Source organism: Actinophytocola sp. KF-1, from assembly GCF_054661535.1.
The window spans coordinates 85094-103590 of record NZ_BAAFVK010000004.1 but is presented as its reverse complement, the minus strand read 5'-3'; the positions used below and the strand labels follow the sequence as shown (position 1 = coordinate 103590).

The window sequence follows — 18497 nt, the reverse complement described above, 5'->3', positions numbered from 1 at the left end:
GGGGCTCCGATGGTCGGGGACGGGTGGTCAGGCGGTGCCTTCGCCGCAGAACCGCCACTGGCCGCTCTCTTGCACGATCTTGATGAGGATCTTCGGCTCCTGGGTCTGGCCGTCGCCGACGAGCGTCAGGTCGATCTTCGCGGTGGCGCTGTCCGGGTGCTGGTCGTCGATCTCGACCTCGCCGTCCGGCGACGCGGAGATGTCGTAGTCGGCGAGCTTGGTCTCCAGCTCGGAGGTGTCGGTGCCGAACTTGGTCTTGTACGCCCGGCAGGCGTTGTCGACCACGTCGGCGAAGTCCTTGTTCTCGTACGCGGCCATGTAGTCATCGCGCACGTCGTCTGGAGTGTTGCTCGCATCCGAGTCGTCGGAGTCGTCCTCCTGGTCACGATCCGGTGACGCGTCGGTGGACGGGTCCTCGTCGCTCCCCGTGTCCTTCGAGTCGTCCCGGTTGGTCTGTTCGGAGGACGCGTCGTTCTTCGGGTCGTCACCGCCCTTGGTGAGGAAGTACGTGGCGACGCCGCCACCGCCGAGCACCAGCAGCGCGATGATCACGATCGCGACGATCTTGCCGGTGTTCTTGTTCCCCGGTCCGCCCTGACCACCGGAGTAGCTGCCCAGGCCCTGGTACGACGACTGGTTGAACTGGCCAGGCTGCTGGGGTGGATATGTCATGTCGGGCCCCGGACTCCTCACTCGGTCTTTGCAACGAAGACGGAGCAGGAGCGCGGTACGTTCCCGGCAATTCCGTCGACGGTGCCATCGTAGGCAAGACGCACGACAGCGGCCGCCGCCGGGACACGCCCGGGCGGCGGCCGCTTGATCAATTCGTTACGTCAGCCCGCGGCGGGCGAGAAGCCGGTGATGCACCAGTCCCCGCCGTCCTTCTTCATGTTCAGGACGCCGTTGACGCTGCTGGGCATCCCCTCGTACTCCGCGGGGAGGTTGCTGAGCTTCATCGACACGTCGGCGGTGGCGGTGTCGCCCTCCTCCTTCACCTCGCCGATCGTGAACTCGACCGAGACGTTCTTGAACGCCGGGTCGGCCGAGCCGATGTCGACGTTCTCCTTGACGTCTTCCTTGTCCCCCTCGCAGGTCAGCTCGGCGACCGCGTCGTAGTCCTTGTCGTTCATCGCGCTGGCGGCAGACTCGGCCAGGTCTTGAGGACTGCTCGTGCCGCCCCCGCCGGTCAGCACGATGATGAGGACCACGACCACGGCCACGACGACCACACCGCCGCCGGCGAGGATCCACGGCATCGCGCTCTTCTTCTGCGGTGGGTAACCGTAGCCGCCGCCCTGACCGTAGGGCTGCTGTCCGAATTGCGGCTGTTGTCCGTACGGGTTCGGCTGCTGGGGCTGCGGGCCGCTCTGCGGATAGCCCCCCTGCTGCTGGTATCCGCCCTGCTGGGGGTAACCCCCCTGCTGAGGATAGCCGCCAGGCTGCTGACCAGGGCCGGGCTGCTGGCCCCACCCGGGCTGGCCGCCCCACTGCCCCGGCTGCTGCGGCGGTTGCGACATCGCTGGTATCTCCCTTTTCCGTGGCGACCCCATCGCCAAGTCTCCGAGTTGCCGCCGACGGCTCCATCGTCGGTCGACTACCTGACGCACCGTAGCGGGTGGGTGGTTCCGACACGCGCCGAGATGGCCTAATCCACTTCGAACTGTCACGGTTTCCGTGGTGTGACGCGACGGTTCCGAGATGTGGATGGTCTTACTTTGTCGGTCTACACCGGTACCGTGGGGGTAGGAAGAATTTCGGGAGGAGGTGCCGACATGCAGCACGATCGTCCCGGTGGTCGGCCAGAGGAGGCCGACGAGCACGGCGCTGGACTGGAGGCGGCTTCTGGGCACGAGCCGTCGGAAGCTGCCCAGATCCGGTTCCTCGAGGAGGAAGTAGCGCTGCTGCGCCGGAAACTGACGGACTCGCCTCGGCATGCCCGCCTGCTCGAGCAGCGGCTCGCCGAGGCGTCGGAGCGGGTCAGCCAGTTGACTGAGCGTAACGCGAAGCTGGTCGAGACCCTGCGGGAGGCGAGGAGCCAGCTCCTCGCGCTCCGGGAGGAGGTCGACCGGCTCGCACAGCCGCCGAGCGGCTACGGCGTGTTCCTCCAGGGGCACGAAGACGGCACCGTGGACGTGTTCACGGCGGGCCGCAAGATGCGGGTGGCGTGTTCACCCGCGGTCGAGGTCGACGAGCTGCGCCGGGGTCAGTCGGTGCGGTTGAACGAGGCCCTGACCATCGTCGAGGCGGGCACCTTCGAGCGCATCGGCGAGGTGTCCACACTGCGGGAACTGCTCGCGGAGGCGGACGACTCGCCGCCGATGCGCGCGCTCGTGGTCGGGCACGCGGACGAGGAGCGCGTGGTCTGGCTCGCCGACCCGCTGCGCGAGGCCACCCTCAAGCCGGGTGACTCGCTGCTGGTCGACGCCAAGTCGGGCTACGCGTACGAGCGGGTGCCGAAGGCCGAGGTCGAGGACCTGGTGCTGGAGGAGGTGCCGGACGTCCGCTACGAGGACATCGGTGGCCTGTTCCGGCAGATCGAGCAGATCCGCGACGCGGTGGAGCTGCCGTTCCTGCACGCGGAGCTGTTCCGCGAGTACGAGCTGCGGCCGCCGAAGGGCGTCCTGCTCTACGGCCCGCCCGGCTGCGGCAAGACGCTCATCGCGAAGGCGGTGGCGAACTCGCTGGCCAAGCAGGTGGCGGCGGCGCGGGGGGACGGCAAGGCACACGAGGCCAAGTCGTACTTCCTCAACATCAAGGGCCCCGAGCTGCTCAACAAGTTCGTCGGCGAGACCGAGCGGCACATCCGCCTGATCTTCCAGCGGGCGCGTGAGAAGGCGTCGGAGGGCACCCCGGTCATCGTGTTCTTCGACGAGATGGACTCGATCTTCCGGACGCGGGGCAGCGGTGTCTCGTCCGACGTCGAGACCACGATCGTGCCGCAGCTGCTGAGCGAGATCGACGGTGTCGAGGGCCTCGAGAACGTCATCGTGATCGGCGCGTCCAACCGCGAGGACATGATCGACCCGGCGATCCTGCGGCCCGGCCGGCTCGACGTCAAGATCAAGATCGAGCGGCCGGACGCGGAGGCGGCGCGGGACATCTTCTCGAAGTACCTGACGCAGAACCTGCCGATCCACGCCGAGGACCTCGCCGAGTTCGGCGGGGACGCCAAGGCGACGATCGACGCGATGATCCAGCACACCGTCGAGCGCATGTACGAGGAGACGGAGGACAACCGGTTCCTCGAGGTCACCTACGCCAACGGTGACAAGGAGGTGCTGTACTTCCGCGACTTCAACTCGGGCGCGATGATCCAGAACATCGTGGACCGGGCGAAGAAGGCGGCGATCAAGTCGGTGCTGGAGACCAAGCAGCCCGGCCTGCGCGTGCAGCACCTGCTGGACGCGATCGTCGACGAGTTCGCGGAGAACGAGGACCTGCCGAACACCACGAACCCCGACGACTGGGCCCGCATCTCCGGCAAGAAGGGGGAGCGGATCGTCTACATCCGCACCCTCGTCACCGGGAAGAACCAGGAGTCGGGCCGGGCGATCGACACGGCGACCAACACGGGGCAGTACCTGTAGTTGGCACGTATCGGACTGGGATTGGCGGCACTCGGCCGGCCGGCGTACATCAACGTCGGCCGGTCCGAGCTGCCGCCTTCCCGTTCTGTGGACGCCATGCGGGACGCGTCGTGGGCGGTGCTGGACGCCGCGTACGCGGCCGGTGTCCGCTGGGTGGACGTGGCCCGCTCGTACGGGCGCGCCGAGGAGTTCCTCGCGGGCTGGCTCGACGCGCGGGCGCCGTCCGACGTGACGGTGTCCAGCAAATGGGGCTACGCGTACGTGGGCGGCTGGCGGCTCGACGCGGCCGTGCACGAGGAGAAGTCCCACACCCTCGAGCGGTTCCGCGCGCAGTGGGCGGAGAGCACCGCGCTGCTCGGCGGCCGGATCGCGCTGTACCAGGTGCACTCGCTGACCCCGGACAGCCCGCTGTTCGACGACCTGGCGCTCCAGGACGCGCTGGCGGCGCTGCCGGTCCGGGCCGGCTTCTCCACCTCGGGCCCCGACCAGGCCACGACCGTCCGCAGGGCGCTCGCGCTCGAACGCCACGGGCAGCCGGTCTTCACCGCCGTGCAGTCGACCTGGAACCTCCTGGAGCCCTCGGCGGGCCCCGCGCTCGCCGAGGCGCACGCCGCGGGCGCGCACGTGCTCGTCAAGGAGGCGCTGGCCAACGGCAGGCTCGCGGTCGAGCCACCGGAACCGGTGGCCGCCCTCGCGAGGTCCCTCGAGGTCGGCCCGGACGCGGTCGCGCTGGCCGCCGCGCTGGCGCAGCCATGGGCGGACACCGTGCTGTCCGGGGCCGCGGGCACCCGCCAGCTGGCGAGCAACCTCGCCGCGGCGTCCCTGCCGCACGCGGAGCTGCCCGACCTCGCCGAACCGCCCGCGGACTACTGGAAACACCGCTCGGCGCTCGCCTGGGCGTGATGTGATTCCCCGGTGCGCAGGGGTAGATCACTGGTCATGGCGTTGTTCGCGGTCTCGGCCCTCGCGGGCTGCGCCGAGTCGGAAGAACCGATCGACGTGCCGGAGCACGTCCAGCAGGGGGTCCTGGCGGTGCTGACGGCCGTCGACCCGGACGTCGACGCCACCTTCACGGGCGAGACGTGCGACACCAAGCCGCTCTCCGACCCGCCGGACGACCACCGCTGGCGGCTGTCCGCACGCGTCGACGGCACGCCGGACGAGCTGCGGGCGGCGGCGCTGAAGCTGGGCTGGCAGCCGGAACGCGCCGAGGACGGCACCCTCGTGCTCGCCAACCACCACCAGTTCGGCGAGCCGGTGGACCTCGTGGTCCGCGCCGACGGCACGGTGCGGATGGTCGTGGAGAAGGACTGCACCACCTACGAGCGGTCCGAGCTGAACCTGCCTGGCGCGGTCGAGGCGCCGGAGCTGACCGGCAGGCAGGGTGAGCGGCTCGACGCGATGCTCGACGAGGTCGACGACACCCTGGCCGCGGTCGAGCGCGAGCTGGGCGTGCGCCCCAAGGAGGGCGTGCACGTCGAGGACAAGCAACGCCGCGCGTACGGGAGCTGCTCGGCCGGCAAGCGCAGCGGGGCGCGGTGGTCCATGTACGACGTCGTCTACGCGGAGGTCACCGCCTTCGACGACCTCGGCCCGGCCGCCGACGCACTCGTCGCGGCGGCGGACGGCTGGGCGGTCGTCAAGCGCGAGGAGTACGTCGACACCAAGGACAACCGGGGCGTCGACCTCGAACTGCGGTCGAGCGACGGTAGTACGACGCTGACCGCCGACATCGATTTCTGGGGCTCGCCGGAGGCCACGGACGGTGTCCGGTTGCACGTGACGAGCGGGCGCACCGAATGCGTGGCTGTCGACGCGGAGTGAGCAGGTCCCCGTAGGCTGGTGACATGCGCAGGATCATGGGTACCGAGGTGGAGTACGGCATCGCCGTGCCAGGAGACGCCACCGCCAACCCGGTACTGACATCGACCCAGGTCGTACTCGCCTACGCGGCCGCGGCGGACATCCCGCGCGCGCGCCGCGCGCGCTGGGACTACGAGGTCGAGTCGCCGCTGCGGGACGCCAGGGGCTTCGACCTCGGCGCCCCCGGGATGCCCCCGTCGGACCCCGAGGTCGAGGACCTGGGGGCCGCGAACGTCATCCTCACCAACGGCGCCCGCCTCTACGTCGACCACGCGCACCCCGAGTACTCCGCGCCCGAGGTCACGAACGCCCGCGACGCCGTGATCTGGGACAAGGCAGGCGAGCGGGTGATGGAGGAGGCGGCCATGCGCGCCGCCACCGTGCCCGGCCAGCCCCGGCTGCAGCTGTACAAGAACAACGTGGACGGCAAGGGCGCGAGCTACGGCACGCACGAGAACTACCTGATGGCCCGCAACACCCCGTTCACCTCGGTCATCGCGGGCCTCACGCCGTTCTTCGTCTCCCGGCAGGTCGTGGTCGGGTCCGGCCGCGTCGGCGTCGGCGCGGCGGGGGAGGAGGCCGGCTTCCAGCTGTCCCAGCGCGCCGACTACATCGAGGTCGAGGTCGGCCTGGAGACCACGCTCAAGCGCGGCATCATCAACACCCGCGACGAGCCGCACGCCGACGCGGACAAGTACCGCAGGCTGCACGTCATCATCGGCGACGCGAACCTGGCCGAGACCTCCACGTACCTCAAGGTGGGCACGACCGCGCTGGTCCTGGACCTGATCGAGGCGGGCGTCCGGTTCGACGCGCTCAAGCTGGCCGACCCGGTGCGGGCGGTGCACACGATCAGCCACGACCCGACGCTCAAGACGACCGTGGAGCTGTCCAACGGGCGCAAGTTCACCGGGCTGGACATCCAGCGGGCCTACCACGAGCTGATCTCCGAGCACATCGACCGCACCGAGCAGGACGAGGTCTCGATGCACGTCCTGCAGACGTGGGGCGACATCCTCGACGCGCTCGCCCGCGACCCGATGGAGTGCGCCGACCGGCTCGACTGGCCCGCCAAGCTGCGGCTGCTCGAGGGCTTCCGCGCCCGCGACGGCCTCGGCTGGAACTCGCCCCGCCTGCACCTCGTCGACCTGCAGTACTCCGACGTCCGGCTGGCGAAGGGCCTGTACAACCGGCTGGTCACGCGCGGGTCGATGAAGCGGCTCGTCACGGAGGAGGAGGTCCAGGCGGCCATCACCACGCCGCCGCAGGACACCAGGGCGTACTTCCGCGGCCGCTGCCTGGAGCGCTACCCGAACGCGATCGCCGCCGCGTCCTGGGACTCGGTCATCTTCGACCTGGGGCGCGAGTCGCTCGTCCGTATCCCGACGCTGGAGCCGCTCCGGGGCACCAAGTCACACGTCGGCGAGCTGCTCGAAGCGTCCGCGACCGCGGAAGAGCTGGTCGACGCGCTCACCGGCACCACGAGAAAGTGATGGTTTCGCGGCAGGCGAACCTGATCATCAGCCGGATGGTCCGCGAAAATGTCAGTGCCGGTCGGTAATCTTGACGGCAACCAGTCCCGATACCGGGAGGCGAGATGGCTCAGGAACAGACGCACCGGCAAGGCGGCGGTGACGGCGACGACGATGTCGACGGCGCGGCCCCTGCCGGCCAGGAACGCAGGGAGAAGCTCGGCGAGGACGTCGACACGATCCTCGACGAGATCGACGACGTGCTCGAGGAGAACGCCGAGGACTTCGTCCGCGCGTACGTGCAAAAGGGCGGCGAGTAGGCGAGGGTAGGTTCCTCGCTCGCCGTTCCTCCCGCCGACAGGACAGAAAGAGGCATGGAAAACACCTCATCCCGCGCCATGCCGGGCGCCGCGCTCCCGGCTGCCTACATGACCGCCGAGACGTCCTCGTTCATCGACTTCCTGCGCGTGCAGGCGCCGCACCTGCTGCCGGGTGCCCGGGGCCTCGGCATCGAGGAGCCGGTGCGCATGCGGCAGCTGGCGGACCTCGACCCGCAGCCGCCGCACGGCACCACGATCGTCGCGATCACGTTCAACGGCGGTGTCCTCATCGCCGGTGACCGGCGCGCGACCTCGGGCAACCTCATCTCCCACCGCAACATGGAGAAGGTCGTCGTCACCGACGCCTACTCCGCGGTGGGCATCGCGGGCGTGGCAGGCCTCGCACTGGAGATGGTCCGCATCTACCAGGTCGAGCTGTCGCACTACGAGAAGATCGAGGGCGTCCCGCTGTCCCTGGACGGCAAGACGAACAAGCTCGCGGCGCTGGTCCGCGGCAACCTCGACAGCGCGATGGCGGGGCTCGCCGCGCTGCCGCTGTTCGTCGGCTTCGACGTCGACGCGCCCGATCCGGCCACCGCCGGGCGGATCGTGTCGTTCGACGTGGTCGGCGGCCGCTACGAGGAGCAGGCCGGTTTCCACGGCGTGGGTTCCGGCTCGCTGTTCGCGCGGTCGGCGCTCAAGAAGCTGTGGGACCCGAACAGCGACAAGAGCACCGCCATCCGCAACGCGGTCGAGGCGCTGTACGACGCCGCCGACGACGACTCGGCGACCGGCGGGCCCGACCTCGCCCGCAAGATCTACCCCAGCATCGTGACCATCACGGCCGAGGAGGGCGCGGTCCACGTGCCCGAGGAGGAGGCGGCCGCGGTCGCCGAGGCCGTGGTGGCCCAGCGGACCAGCCAGCCACGCGGCTGACGCCGACCCGAGACGAGAGAGACGAGGAGCCCCCACCGTGACGATGCCGCTGTACGCCTCACCCGAGCAGTTGATGCGGGACCGCTCGGAGTATGCCCGCAAGGGCATCGCCCGGGGCCGCAGTGTGGTGGCGGTCAAGTACTCGGGCGGCGTGCTGTTCGTCGCCGAGAACCCGTCGGCGACGCTGCACAAGGTCTCGGAGATCTACGACCGGATCGGGTTCGCCGCGACCGGCCGCTACAGCGAGTACGACGGCCTGCGCCGCGGCGGCATCCGCCACGTCGACCTGTGGGGTCTGGCGAACGACCCGCGCGACGTGTCGGCCCGCCAGCTCGCGAACGTGTACGCCCAGACCCTGGCGTCGGTGTTCTCCGACCAGCTCAAGCCGTTCGAGGTGGAGCTGTGCGTCGCCGAGGTCGGCGCCACGGCCGAGACCGACCAGCTGTACCGCCTGACCTACGACGGCTCGATCGTCGACGAGCCGTCGTACCTGGTCATGGGCGGGCAGACGGAGCCGATCTCGAACAAGATGAAGGAGACCTACGAGGAGGGCATGTCGCTGGAGGCCGCGCTCGCGTTCGCGGTCACCGCGCTCTCCGCCGGGGTCACCAACGGTGACAACGGGATCGGCAAGCTCGAGGTCGCGGTGCTGGAGCGGTCGCGGCCCAAGCGGGCGTTCCGGCGCATCGAGGGCGCCGCGCTCACCGCGCTGCTTCCGTCCGAATCGTCCGGGTCGGCGGAGCAGCAGGAGGAATCACAGGAAGCCGGGTCCACCGGATCCGACGAGGGCTGATGAGGAGTTCTTCGATGACTTGTTCATCTCACCTCGGTGCGGCCAGGAGATCTCCGGCCGGGAAGCGCCTAGGCTGAAGGGATGCAGCGGCGGATCTTCGGCATCGAAACCGAGTTCGGCGTGACCTGTACCTTCCACGGACAGCGCAGGCTGAGCCCGGACGAGGTCGCGCGGTACCTGTTTCGGCGAGTGGTGTCCTGGGGACGTTCCTCGAACGTCTTCCTGCGCAACGGCTCGCGTCTCTACCTCGATGTCGGCTCGCACCCCGAGTACGCCACCGCGGAGTGCGACGACCTGGTGCAGCTGGTCACGCACGACAAGGCGGGGGAGCGGATCCTCGAGGACCTGCTCGTCGACGCCGAGCGGCGGCTGGCCGACGAGGGCATCGGCGGGGACATCTTCCTGTTCAAGAACAACACCGACTCGGCGGGCAACTCCTACGGCTGCCACGAGAACTACCTGGTCACCAGGGCGGGTGAGTTCTCGCGGATCGCGGACGTGCTCCTGCCGTTCCTGGTCACGCGCCAGCTGATCTGCGGCGCGGGCAAGGTCCTGCAGACCCCGCGTGGCGCCGTGTACTGCCTGTCGCAGCGCGCGGAGCACATCTGGGAGGGCGTGTCGTCCGCGACCACCCGGTCCCGCCCGATCATCAACACCCGCGACGAGCCGCACGCGGACGCCGAGCGCTACCGCAGGCTCCACGTCATCGTCGGCGACTCGAACATGGCCGAGGCCACCACGCTGCTGAAGGTCGGCAGCGCGAACCTCGTCCTGGAGATGATCGAGGACGGCGTCCAGTTCCGGGACTTCAGCCTGGACAACCCGATCCGCGCGATCCGCGAGATCAGCCACGACCTGACCGGCCGCAGGCTGGTGCGGCTGGCGGGCGGCCGGGAGGCCTCGGCGCTGGACATCCAGCGCGAGTACTTCTCGCGTGCCAAGGAGCACGTGGAGAAGCGCGGGCCGGACCCGGTGGCCGAGCGGGTCATCGAGCTGTGGGGCCGCACCCTCGACGCCGTCGAGGCGCAGGACCTGACGCGGATCGACCGCGAGATCGACTGGGCCATCAAGCACCGGCTGGTGGAGCGGTACCAGGCCAAGCACGGGCTGGAGCTGTCCTCGCCCCGCATCGCGCAGCTGGACCTCGCCTACCACGACATCCGGCGCGGCCGCGGGATCTTCGACCTGCTGCAGCGCAAGGACCTCGTCGCCAGGGTGACCGAGGACGGGGAGATCGAGGCCGCCAAGGACACCCCGCCGCAGACGACGCGGGCCAAGCTGCGCGGCGACTTCATCGCCGCCGCACAGCAGGCGGGCCGCGACTTCACGGTGGACTGGGTGCACCTCAAGCTGAACGACCAGGCTCAGCGGACCGTGCTGTGCAAGGACCCGTTCCGGGCGGTGGACGAGCGCGTGGAGCGGTTGATCGCCTCGCTCTGAGGGCTCGACGTCGCCCTGAACGTCTGGCCGAGGCGTGCTCCCGCCGCGACGTAGTGGCGGAAGACGTAGAGCAGCGGGTGCCACGCGGACACCCGGACGTGCCTGAGGTCCGGCTCGGCCAGTTCCGGGTGCACGTGGACGCGCCGGACCTCGACCTCGACCACACCGCCGTCGCCGGTGGTGAGGGCGCGGACGTCCCGGACCACGGCCTCCACCTGGATCGGGCACTCCGCGACCCGGTCGGCGCGGACGACGTCACCGGGCACCGCGGTGAGGCCCGCCGCGCCGAACTTGTCCCGTTCCGTGCGGAACAGGCCGCGGGGCGGGCCGCCGGTCAGCGGGGCGAGCCGTTCCACCGCCTGCCACAGGTCGGCGCTCGCGTAGTTGAGGACGCAGTCGGGCCGCTCGCGCAGGTTCGCGAACGTGTGCCCCTCGGTGCCGAGGCCGAGCACCGCCGTCCGGCCCAGCGCCCACGCGGACGACATCGGCGCGAGGTTCGTCGAGCCGTCGTGGTTGACGCTCGACAGCAGCACGACGGGGGTGCCCGGGTAGAGCACGGGCGGATCGATCACCATGGCGCCAGCTTCGCGGCTCGACGCTTCGGTCCCGGCCGACGTGTCCGCTGCCTACGATCGGGGTATGTCCGTCGCCTCGGTAGCCGCTGTGCTCGCTGACGAGAGCCGTGCCGCCATGTGCATGGCCCTCATCGACGGCCGCGCGTGGACGGTCAGCGAGCTGGCCCACGCGGCCCGCATCGCGGCGTCCACCGCCAGTGAGCACGTCCGCGTGCTCACCGACGCCGGGTTCGTGCGGACCTTGAAGCAGGGCCGCCACCGGTACGTGCGCCTGTCCGGTCCGCAGGTCGCCGAGGTCGTCGAACGGCTCGCCGGCCTCGCCGGGCCCGAGCAGCCGCGCGGTCTCCGGCAGAGCGTGCGGGCCCGTCGGCTGGCCGACGCCCGCACCTGTTACGACCACCTCGCGGGCCGGCTCGGGGTGGCGCTGCGGGACGGGCTGATCGGCGCGGGGCTGGTCGACGACCGGAACGGGCTCGCCGTCACCGAACGCGGGTGGGCCACCTTCGCCGCGCTGGGCATCGACGTCGGGACACCGCGGCGGGCGCTGCTGCGGGACTGCCTCGACTGGACCGAGCGGCGTGAGCACCTCGCGGGCGCCCTCCCGGCGGCGATCCTGCGTCGTGGGCTGGCGGCGGGCTGGCTCAGCCGCGACCCGCACCGTGCGGTCACCGTGCACGACGACGGCTGGCTGGCAAGACTCGGCGCCCAGGAACCGGAGTCCCTGGGCGCCGCACTCGCTCCCTAAACGAGGTCTTTCTCCCGCAGGCCGATCCGGTCGTGGAGCCTGCGCAGCGCGGGCGGTGACCACCAGGCCGCGCGGCCGAGCACCCGCATGCCGACCGGGACCAGCACGCCGCGGATCAGGGTGGCGTCGACGAGGATCGCGAGGCCGCTGCCGATGCCGAACATCTGGACGAAGCTGACGCCGCTGGTGCCGAACGCGAGGAGGCTCACCGCCAGCAGCACGGCCGCCATCGTCACCAGCCTGCCCGTGCGCGACAGGCCGTGCTTGACCGATTCGCGCAGGTCAGCGCCCTGGTCGTGCATCTCCTTGATGCGGCTGAGGACGAACACCTCGTAGTCCATCGACAGGCCGAACACCACGCAGAACAGCAGCACCAGCATGCTCGTGTCGAGCGGCAGTGGGGTGAAGCCGAGCCAGGACGCCAGCCAGCCCTCCTGGAAGATCATCACCATCAGGCCGATCGTCGCCGACAGGCCCAGCACGTTGAACAGCAGGGCCCGCAGCGGCTGCAGCACGCTGCCGGAGAACAGGAAGAGCAGCAGGAACGTGCTCACCGCGATCAGCCCGGCCGCCAGCGGCAGCTTGCTCGCGATCGCGTCCTTGCTGTCCACCAGGCGCGCCGCGGGGCCGCCGACCAGCACCTCCATGCCGTCGGCCGGGGTCTCGCGCACCTTCGTGACCAGTTCCTGGCCCTCGGTGGAGTGGGCGTCGTAGGAGGTCAGCACGGTCAGCCGCTGCTGCATGTCCTTCGCCGCGTACGCCGCGACGCCCGGGCCGACCGCGCGGCCGTCGGCGTAGGTGCCGACGCTGGCGGTCACCGACTCGACGCCGGGCAGGCGCGACAGGTCCTGCGCGTAGTCGCCGACGACGGTCGTGCCCGCCGGGTGCCTGGTCACCAGCTGGAGCGCCTTCGCGTCGTCGCTGGGGAAGTCCGCGCGCAGCACGTCACCGACCACGCGGGTCTCCGCCGAGTCGGTCAGGACCCGGTCGTCCGGCGTGCCGAACTCCACCTTCAGCAGCGGCACGGCGGCCACCACCAGCAGGAGCACCACCGGGGCGCCCAGCAGGAACGGCCGCTTCAGCGCCGCGCCCGCGACCCGCGCCCACAGCGCCGACACCGAGCCCGGGGTCCGCTTCACCCAGGGCAGCCGCATCGAGTTCACGCGGTGCCCGAGCACCGCGAGCAGCGCGGGGAGGACGAGGATCGCGGCGGTCATCGCGATGAGCACCACGCCGATGCCGGCGTAGGCGAAGGAACGCAGGAAGTACAGCGGGAACAGGATGAGCGCCCCCAGCGCGACCGCGACCGTCAGCGCGCTGAACACGATCGTCCGGCCCGCGGTCTCCACGGTGCGGGCGACGGCCTCGATCGTGTCGTGGCCGCGGTCCAGCTCCTCCCGGAACCGGGACACCATCAGCAGCGCGTAGTCGATGGCGAGGCCGAGGCCGAGCGCGGTCGTCAGGTTGATGGCGAAGACCGACACGTCGGTGAGCGAGCCGAGCACGGACAGCAGGGCGAACGTGCCGAACACGGCGATCGTGCCGATGGCGAGCGGCAGCAGCGCGGCGATCACGCTGCCGAACACGATGACCAGCAGCACCATGATGATCGGCACCGCGATGGCCTCCGCGACGGCGAGGTCGCTCGCGACCTGGTTGCTGATGTCGACGCCGATCGCGTCCGGGCCGCCGATCCGGACCTGGAGCGGGCCGTCGCCCTCGGCGTAGTCCGCTCGCAGCTCCTTGACGTGGCCCTCGTCGGTCAGCCGCGCGACGCCGATCGCGTACTGGCCGTCCGCCGACCGCATCGGTGGCGCCTTCGTCGTGAAGTACGACGTGAACCCGGTGATGCCCGGGTCGGTGGCGAGCCGGTCGGTCAGCTCGGCCGCCGCGCTCGTCACGGCCGGGTCGTCGATCGAGCCGGTCTTCGACGAGAACAGGAAGACGACGTCGTTCTCGCCGCCGAACTGGCTGTCGATCAGCGCCATCGCCTGGCTCGAGTCGGCGTTCGGGTCGTCGAAGCCCTCCGTCTGGAGCTTGCCGAACGCGGTGATGCCCAGCGCCGCCGCCCCGACCATGAGCAGGACGGTGATCGTGAGCACCGCCCGTGCGTGGGACGCGGTGAACCGTCCGATTCGTCCGAACATGGTGTTCCCTCTCAGCGTCGCCCAATGTGTACAGTCGTAAACTTGATGGGTGTTAACTTGCCATGGATGTTTACTGGTGTCAACATTGCGGGCATGGACGACTCGACGCCGGGCAAACGCGGCTACCACCACGGCGACCTGCGCAACGCGCTGGTCGCGGCGGCTGCCGACCTCGCCGCGAGGGGCGGCCCCGCTTCGGTGACGATCAGGGCCGCGGCCAGAGAGGTCGGCGTGACGCCGACCGCCGCGTACCGCCACTTCGCCAACCACGAGGAGCTGCTGTCGGCGGCAAAGGAGCGCGCGCTCGAGGAACTGACCACGGCCATGGTCAAGGCGTTCGCGGACCGCCCGTCGACCGGCGGCGACCCCGTCCGGCACGCACTGGCGAGGTTCGGCGCCTTCGGCCGCGGTTACCTGGCGTTCGCCAGGCAGGAACCGGGCCTGTTCCACACGGTGTTCGCGCCCGCGGGCCAGGCGCCGCCCCCGATCGAACGGACCGAGACGAGCCCGTACCAGCTCCTGGTCAGCGCGCTGGACGACCTGGTCGCGGTCGGCTACCTCACCCCGGAACGCAGGCCGATCACCGAGATCACCGCGTGGGCCATGGTGCACGGCCTCGCCACGCTGCTGAACGGCCCGCTGTCCGACCTGTCGGAGAACCTGCGCGACGAGGTGATCGTGCGGAGCATGCTCGTGCTCGGCCACGGTCTCAAGGGCAACGGCCTGGACCGGGAGCAGGAGTCCCTGCTGGCCGACGAGCTGACGGAGCTGCCGGACTAGCCGCGCCCCTCCCTGGCGTGCAGGTCGCGGACGGTGGGGGAGGTCGCGACCGTCGCCGGGTCGGGGTAGGTCCCCAGGACGCGGTCGGCCGTGCCGGAGCTGGTCACGGTGAACCAGTAGTGCTCGTTCTTGTAGTGGTGCAGCCGGTGGTTGCGCCAGATCGCGCGGTAGACGCGGGAGCGCGGCCGGTAGTCGCTGTGGATCAGGTAGTGGGTCCACTCGTAGCCGAGCCCGAGCAGGCCGACGACGGTCAGGAAGGTGAGGCTGAGGCCGGGCCGGGGGAACGCGAGCAGTCCGACCGCCACGACCAGCGGCACCAGCCACAGGTGCACCTGCCACGGGATGAACACCAGCGGCACGTCACGCGGGTCGGCGTGGTGGGCGCGGTGCTTGCGCGACAGCAGCGGGTCGATGGTGACGCGGCCGACGTGCCGCGGCCGCCAGTGCAGGACGCAGACGTGCACCGCCCACTCGAAGAACGGGAAGACGGCGAGCATGACGAGCGGCGTCCACAGGTCCGACAGCCGCCAGTCGCCGACCAGGCCGCGAGCCGTCGCCGCGCCGGCGAGGAGCACGCCGATCATCCAGGGGGACGGGTGGCGCAAGAACGCCTTCGCCGCGCCGCCGAGGCCGATCGAACGCCGCTTCGGGCCGGTGAACGCGGCCTCGTCCTCGGCGACGCGCTGCTTGGCGAGCCGTTGCACGTCGGTCATGGCAGCTCCTCGAGTTGTCGGATGGCGCTGAGCAGCGCTTCGGTGGCGGGGGCGAGCAGGGCTTGCGCGGCGTGCCGGGCCCCGTCGGCGTCGCCGCCCGCGATCCGGTCGGTGAGCGCCCGGTACACGTCGACCTGGTCGACCTCGGCGGCCATGAGCGTGGCCAGCGCGCCGAGCGCGGGTTCGTAGGCGGCGCGCAGGCTGTTGAACATCAACCGGAACGCGATCGAGTCGGCGCCGTCGACCACGTGGTCCCAGAACACGAGCGCGTGCCGCTGCCGCGCGACGGGGTCGGGGTCGTCGTCGATCGCCGCGATGGCGGCCCGCAGTGGCGCCTCGATCCGCGCGCCCGCCCGGGCGGCGGCGAGTTCGGCGACCTTGGGGCCGATCAGCAGCCGCGCCTCGAGCACGCTGCGCGCGACGGCCGGGTCGAGCTCGCCCCGGGGGAGGAGCAGGCGGGGGAGCAGGTCGAGACCCGCGTGCCTGCGGAAGTCCCGCACGGTCGTCGCGTCGCCCTGGCGCACCTCGACGAGCCCTGCCTGGGCGACGCGCTGCAGCGCCTCCCGGACCGCGGGCCGGGACACCCCGAGCACCTCGGCGAGTTTCCGTTCGCTGGGCAGCGCCTCGCCGGGGGCGAACTCACCGCTGACGACGTCGTCGAGGATCTGGTCGAACACCTCGTCCGGCACCGAGCGCCGGGACACGGGTTGCAGGGCCATGCCCAAGAACTACCTGGTCACGGGCCAGAGGTCAAGTGGTCATACCAGTGCTTGGGGCATCTTGACCGAGTCAATGGACCGTTCGTTCGAACACCTTGGCGCGCCAACGGGACTCGCCTCGACCAGTCGGGCTAGAGTTCGAAACGTGTCCGTCGTCCGCGCTGAAAGACTCGTGAACCTGGTGCTGTGCCTGCTGTCCACGCGCCAGTACCTGCCTGCCGAGAGCATTCGCAAGATTGTGTCCGGCTACGGTGACGCGCCCAATGACGACGCGTTCTTCCGCATGTTCGAGCGCGACAAGACCGAGTTGCGAGAGCTGGGCATCCCGCTCGAGGTCGGGCGCAACTGGTCGTTCGACAAGGTCGACGGCTACCGCATCGCCCGCCGCGACTACGAGCTCGGCGACATCGAGCTGGAGCCCGACGAGGCGGCCGCGGTCGCGCTGGCCGTCCGCCTCTGGGACTCCCCGGAGCTGACGGGCGCCGCGCATGGCGCGCTGCTGAAGCTGCGTGCCGCGGGGGTCGACGTGGACCAGGGCGCGCCGGCGGTCGTCGAGCCGAAGGTGCGCACGACCGAGCCCGCCTTCGGCCCGCTGCTCGCCGCGGTGCAGGCGGGCCAGGCGGTCAGCTTCGACTACCGCAGACCGTCGCCTGCCGAGCTGCGCAGCCGCACCCTCGAGCCGTGGGGCGTGGTGTCGTGGCGCGGCCGCTGGTACGTGGTGGGGCACGACCGCGACCGCGACGCACCCCGGTGCTTCCGCCTGTCCCGCATCGTCGGCGACGTGCGCCTGGTGGGGAAGCCGGGCACCGTGCGCCGCCCGGAGGACGTCGACCTGCTGAAGTTCGTGGCCAGCTCCAGCAACGAGCCACCGGAGACGTCGACCGTGCGGTTGTGGCTGGCCAAACACCGGGCGGCGGGCCTGCGCAGGCGCGCGACCGTGGTGGGCGAGCGCGTGCTGGACGGCGAACCGGGTGACCTGGTGGAGCTGGAGGTGCTGCACACCGACTCGGCGGCGAGCTGGATCGCGGGCTACGGGCAGGACGCGGTGGTGCTGGAACCGGACGTGCTGCGCAAGGCGGTGCACGAGCGGCTGCTCGCGGTGGCGGAGGCGACGTGAACACGACATCATCGACCGACCGCCTCCCGAGGCTGCTGGCCCTGGTGCCGTACCTCATCGCGCGGCCGGGCATCGCCGTCGACGAGGCGGCGGCCGACTTCGGCGTGACCGCCAGGCAGCTGCGCAAGGATCTCGAACTGCTGTGGATGTGCGGCCTCCCCGGCTACGGCCCGGGCGACCTCATCGACCTGTCCTTCGAGGGCGACACGATCTCGGTCAACTTCGACGCGGGCATGAGCCGCCCGCTGCGACTGACCGGCTCGGAGGCGACCGCGCTGCTGGTGGCCCTGCGCACCCTGCTGGACGCCCCGGGCGTGGCCGACGCGGACGCCGTCCGCAGAGCCGTGGCCAAGATCGAGGCGGCGGCGGGCCAGGCGCAACCCGCGGGCGTCGCGGTGGGCCTGGGCGTACGCGAGGGCGCGACGACGGCGAAGGCCCGCGAGGTGGTCCAGAAGGCACTGCGCGGCAACAAGGCCCTGCGGATGACGTACTACACGGCGTCCAAGGACGAGATCACCGAACGCACGGTTGATCCGATGCGCATGCTGATCGTGGAGGGCCGCGGCTACCTGGAGGCGTGGTGCCGCAGGGCGGAGGGCGTGCGCCTGTTCCGCATGGACCGCATCGACGACGTGACGGAACTCGACGAGCCGGCCGCCCCACCGCCGTACGCGGAACACACCGACACGACGGCCGGCCTCTTCCACGCGCAACCGGACCAGCCGGTCGCCCAGTTCGTCCTGTCCCCGGACGGCCGCTGGGTGTCGGAGTACTACCCGGTGGAGGAAGTGGCCGAACTGGACGGCGGCCACCTGAGGGTGTGGATGCGCTACGCCGACCTGTCGTGGATGGTCCGCCTCCTGCTCGGCCTGGGCGGTGACGCCGTGGTCGAGGGCCCGGAGGAGTTGGTGTCCGCGCTGCGCACCCGCGCACTGGGAGCACTGGCCCGCTACCGCTGACGCCCGGCCCGCTGCCGGGTCGTGTCCGCTGAGCGGTCCGGCGCGCGCTCACACCGGGGCGGCAGGTTCGGTTGCGTGCGCCCCGTCGCTTTCGAGGGCGCCGGTGGTCGGTGTCTGTAGTTCCGGGGGCAACCGATAGCGGCGGGCCTCCGTTCCTGTGGCCACTGGCGTGTGGAGCGCCCCGACTGTGCAGTGGTGGGGCTGCCGTGGTGGGGCTGCCGTGGTGGGGCTGCCGTGGTGGGGCTGCCGTGGTGGGGCTGCCGTGGTGGGGCTGCCGTGGTGGGGCTGCCGTGGTGGGGCTGCCGTGGTGGGGCTGCCGTGGTGGGGCTGC

At 70.8% G+C, this 18497-nt stretch carries 18 protein-coding genes; 12 read left to right on the top strand and 6 right to left on the bottom strand.

Annotated features, from left to right (window positions below; all coding sequences use genetic code 11):
• Window positions 1–27: 27 nt before the first annotated feature.
• Window positions 28–672 carry a hypothetical protein gene (locus ACYQ77_RS13535; RefSeq protein WP_459710943.1) on the bottom strand — a complete coding sequence of 215 codons (645 nt, stop codon included), beginning with the start codon at window positions 670–672 and terminating at the stop codon, window positions 28–30.
• A 161-nt stretch (window positions 673–833) separates the two neighbouring features.
• Entirely contained in the window at window positions 834–1256 is a 423-nt protein-coding gene (locus tag ACYQ77_RS13530) for an Rv0361 family membrane protein (protein WP_459710941.1), read from the bottom strand.
• 516 nt (window positions 1257–1772) lie between these two features.
• Here ACYQ77_RS13530 and arc point away from each other — a divergent pair.
• The 8 genes from arc to pafA all read left to right on the top strand — a co-directional run bounded on the left by arc (window position 1773) and on the right by pafA (window position 10411).
• Window positions 1773–3587, top strand: a complete 1815-nt coding sequence (gene arc / locus ACYQ77_RS13525; protein WP_459710939.1) for a proteasome ATPase — start codon at window positions 1773–1775, stop codon at window positions 3585–3587.
• Window positions 3588–4490, top strand: a complete 903-nt coding sequence (locus ACYQ77_RS13520; protein WP_459710937.1) for an aldo/keto reductase — start codon at window positions 3588–3590, stop codon at window positions 4488–4490.
• A 36-nt stretch (window positions 4491–4526) separates the two neighbouring features.
• Window positions 4527–5411 (top strand): hypothetical protein, encoded by an 885-nt coding sequence (locus ACYQ77_RS13515; RefSeq protein ID WP_459710935.1) that lies wholly within the window; start codon window positions 4527–4529, stop codon window positions 5409–5411.
• 23 nt (window positions 5412–5434) lie between these two features.
• Window positions 5435–6943 carry a depupylase/deamidase Dop gene (gene dop / locus ACYQ77_RS13510; protein ID WP_459710934.1) on the top strand — a complete coding sequence of 503 codons (1509 nt, stop codon included), beginning with the start codon at window positions 5435–5437 and terminating at the stop codon, window positions 6941–6943.
• 104 nt (window positions 6944–7047) lie between these two features.
• Complete coding sequence (locus ACYQ77_RS13505; RefSeq protein WP_459710932.1) at window positions 7048–7242, top strand: ubiquitin-like protein Pup; 195 nt, start codon at window positions 7048–7050, stop codon at window positions 7240–7242.
• Window positions 7243–7296: 54 nt separating this feature from the next.
• Window positions 7297–8178, top strand: a complete 882-nt coding sequence (gene prcB, locus ACYQ77_RS13500) for a proteasome subunit beta (RefSeq protein WP_459710929.1) — start codon at window positions 7297–7299, stop codon at window positions 8176–8178.
• A gap of 37 nt (window positions 8179–8215) precedes the next feature.
• Window positions 8216–8971, top strand: a complete 756-nt coding sequence (prcA, locus tag ACYQ77_RS13495; RefSeq protein ID WP_459710926.1) for a proteasome subunit alpha — start codon at window positions 8216–8218, stop codon at window positions 8969–8971.
• Between the two features lie 81 nt (window positions 8972–9052).
• Complete coding sequence (gene pafA / locus ACYQ77_RS13490; protein WP_459710925.1) at window positions 9053–10411, top strand: Pup--protein ligase; 1359 nt, start codon at window positions 9053–9055, stop codon at window positions 10409–10411.
• Here pafA and ACYQ77_RS13485 read toward each other — a convergent pair.
• The gene (locus ACYQ77_RS13485) at window positions 10336–10986 is read right to left on the bottom strand and encodes a flavin reductase family protein (protein ID WP_459710923.1); all 651 of its coding nucleotides are present in this window, start codon (window positions 10984–10986) and stop codon (window positions 10336–10338) included. The two genes, pafA and ACYQ77_RS13485, sit on opposite strands and share 76 nt — an antisense overlap.
• A gap of 64 nt (window positions 10987–11050) precedes the next feature.
• Here ACYQ77_RS13485 and ACYQ77_RS13480 point away from each other — a divergent pair, with 64 nt between their 5' ends.
• The gene (locus ACYQ77_RS13480) at window positions 11051–11731 is read left to right on the top strand and encodes an ArsR/SmtB family transcription factor (RefSeq protein ID WP_459710922.1); all 681 of its coding nucleotides are present in this window, start codon (window positions 11051–11053) and stop codon (window positions 11729–11731) included.
• Here ACYQ77_RS13480 and ACYQ77_RS13475 read toward each other — a convergent pair.
• The gene (locus ACYQ77_RS13475; RefSeq protein WP_459710920.1) at window positions 11728–13878 is read right to left on the bottom strand and encodes an MMPL family transporter; all 2151 of its coding nucleotides are present in this window, start codon (window positions 13876–13878) and stop codon (window positions 11728–11730) included. The genes ACYQ77_RS13480 and ACYQ77_RS13475 overlap by 4 nt on opposite strands.
• A 93-nt stretch (window positions 13879–13971) precedes the next feature.
• Here ACYQ77_RS13475 and ACYQ77_RS13470 point away from each other — a divergent pair, with 93 nt between their 5' ends.
• Window positions 13972–14658 carry a TetR/AcrR family transcriptional regulator gene (locus ACYQ77_RS13470; RefSeq protein ID WP_459710918.1) on the top strand — a complete coding sequence of 229 codons (687 nt, stop codon included), beginning with the start codon at window positions 13972–13974 and terminating at the stop codon, window positions 14656–14658.
• On the opposite strand, the gene ACYQ77_RS13465 is transcribed toward ACYQ77_RS13470, so the two are convergent.
• Together ACYQ77_RS13465 and ACYQ77_RS13460 are read right to left on the bottom strand one after the other, a co-directional pair.
• Complete coding sequence (locus ACYQ77_RS13465) at window positions 14655–15371, bottom strand: sterol desaturase family protein (protein WP_459710915.1); 717 nt, start codon at window positions 15369–15371, stop codon at window positions 14655–14657. The genes ACYQ77_RS13470 and ACYQ77_RS13465 overlap by 4 nt on opposite strands.
• Window positions 15368–16090: a FadR/GntR family transcriptional regulator gene (locus tag ACYQ77_RS13460; protein ID WP_459710912.1), complete on the bottom strand. Its 723-nt coding sequence runs from the start codon at window positions 16088–16090 to the stop codon at window positions 15368–15370. The genes ACYQ77_RS13465 and ACYQ77_RS13460 overlap by 4 nt, the downstream gene beginning before the upstream one ends.
• A 145-nt stretch (window positions 16091–16235) precedes the next feature.
• Here ACYQ77_RS13460 and ACYQ77_RS13455 point away from each other — a divergent pair, with 145 nt between their 5' ends.
• Together ACYQ77_RS13455 and ACYQ77_RS13450 are read left to right on the top strand one after the other, a co-directional pair.
• Window positions 16236–17207: a helix-turn-helix transcriptional regulator gene (locus tag ACYQ77_RS13455; protein ID WP_459710910.1), complete on the top strand. Its 972-nt coding sequence runs from the start codon at window positions 16236–16238 to the stop codon at window positions 17205–17207.
• Window positions 17204–18166, top strand: coding sequence for a helix-turn-helix transcriptional regulator (locus ACYQ77_RS13450; protein ID WP_459710908.1), 963 nt, complete (start codon window positions 17204–17206; stop codon window positions 18164–18166). Before ACYQ77_RS13455 ends, ACYQ77_RS13450 begins: the two co-directional genes overlap by 4 nt.
• The last annotated feature ends 331 nt before the right edge of the window (window positions 18167–18497 follow it).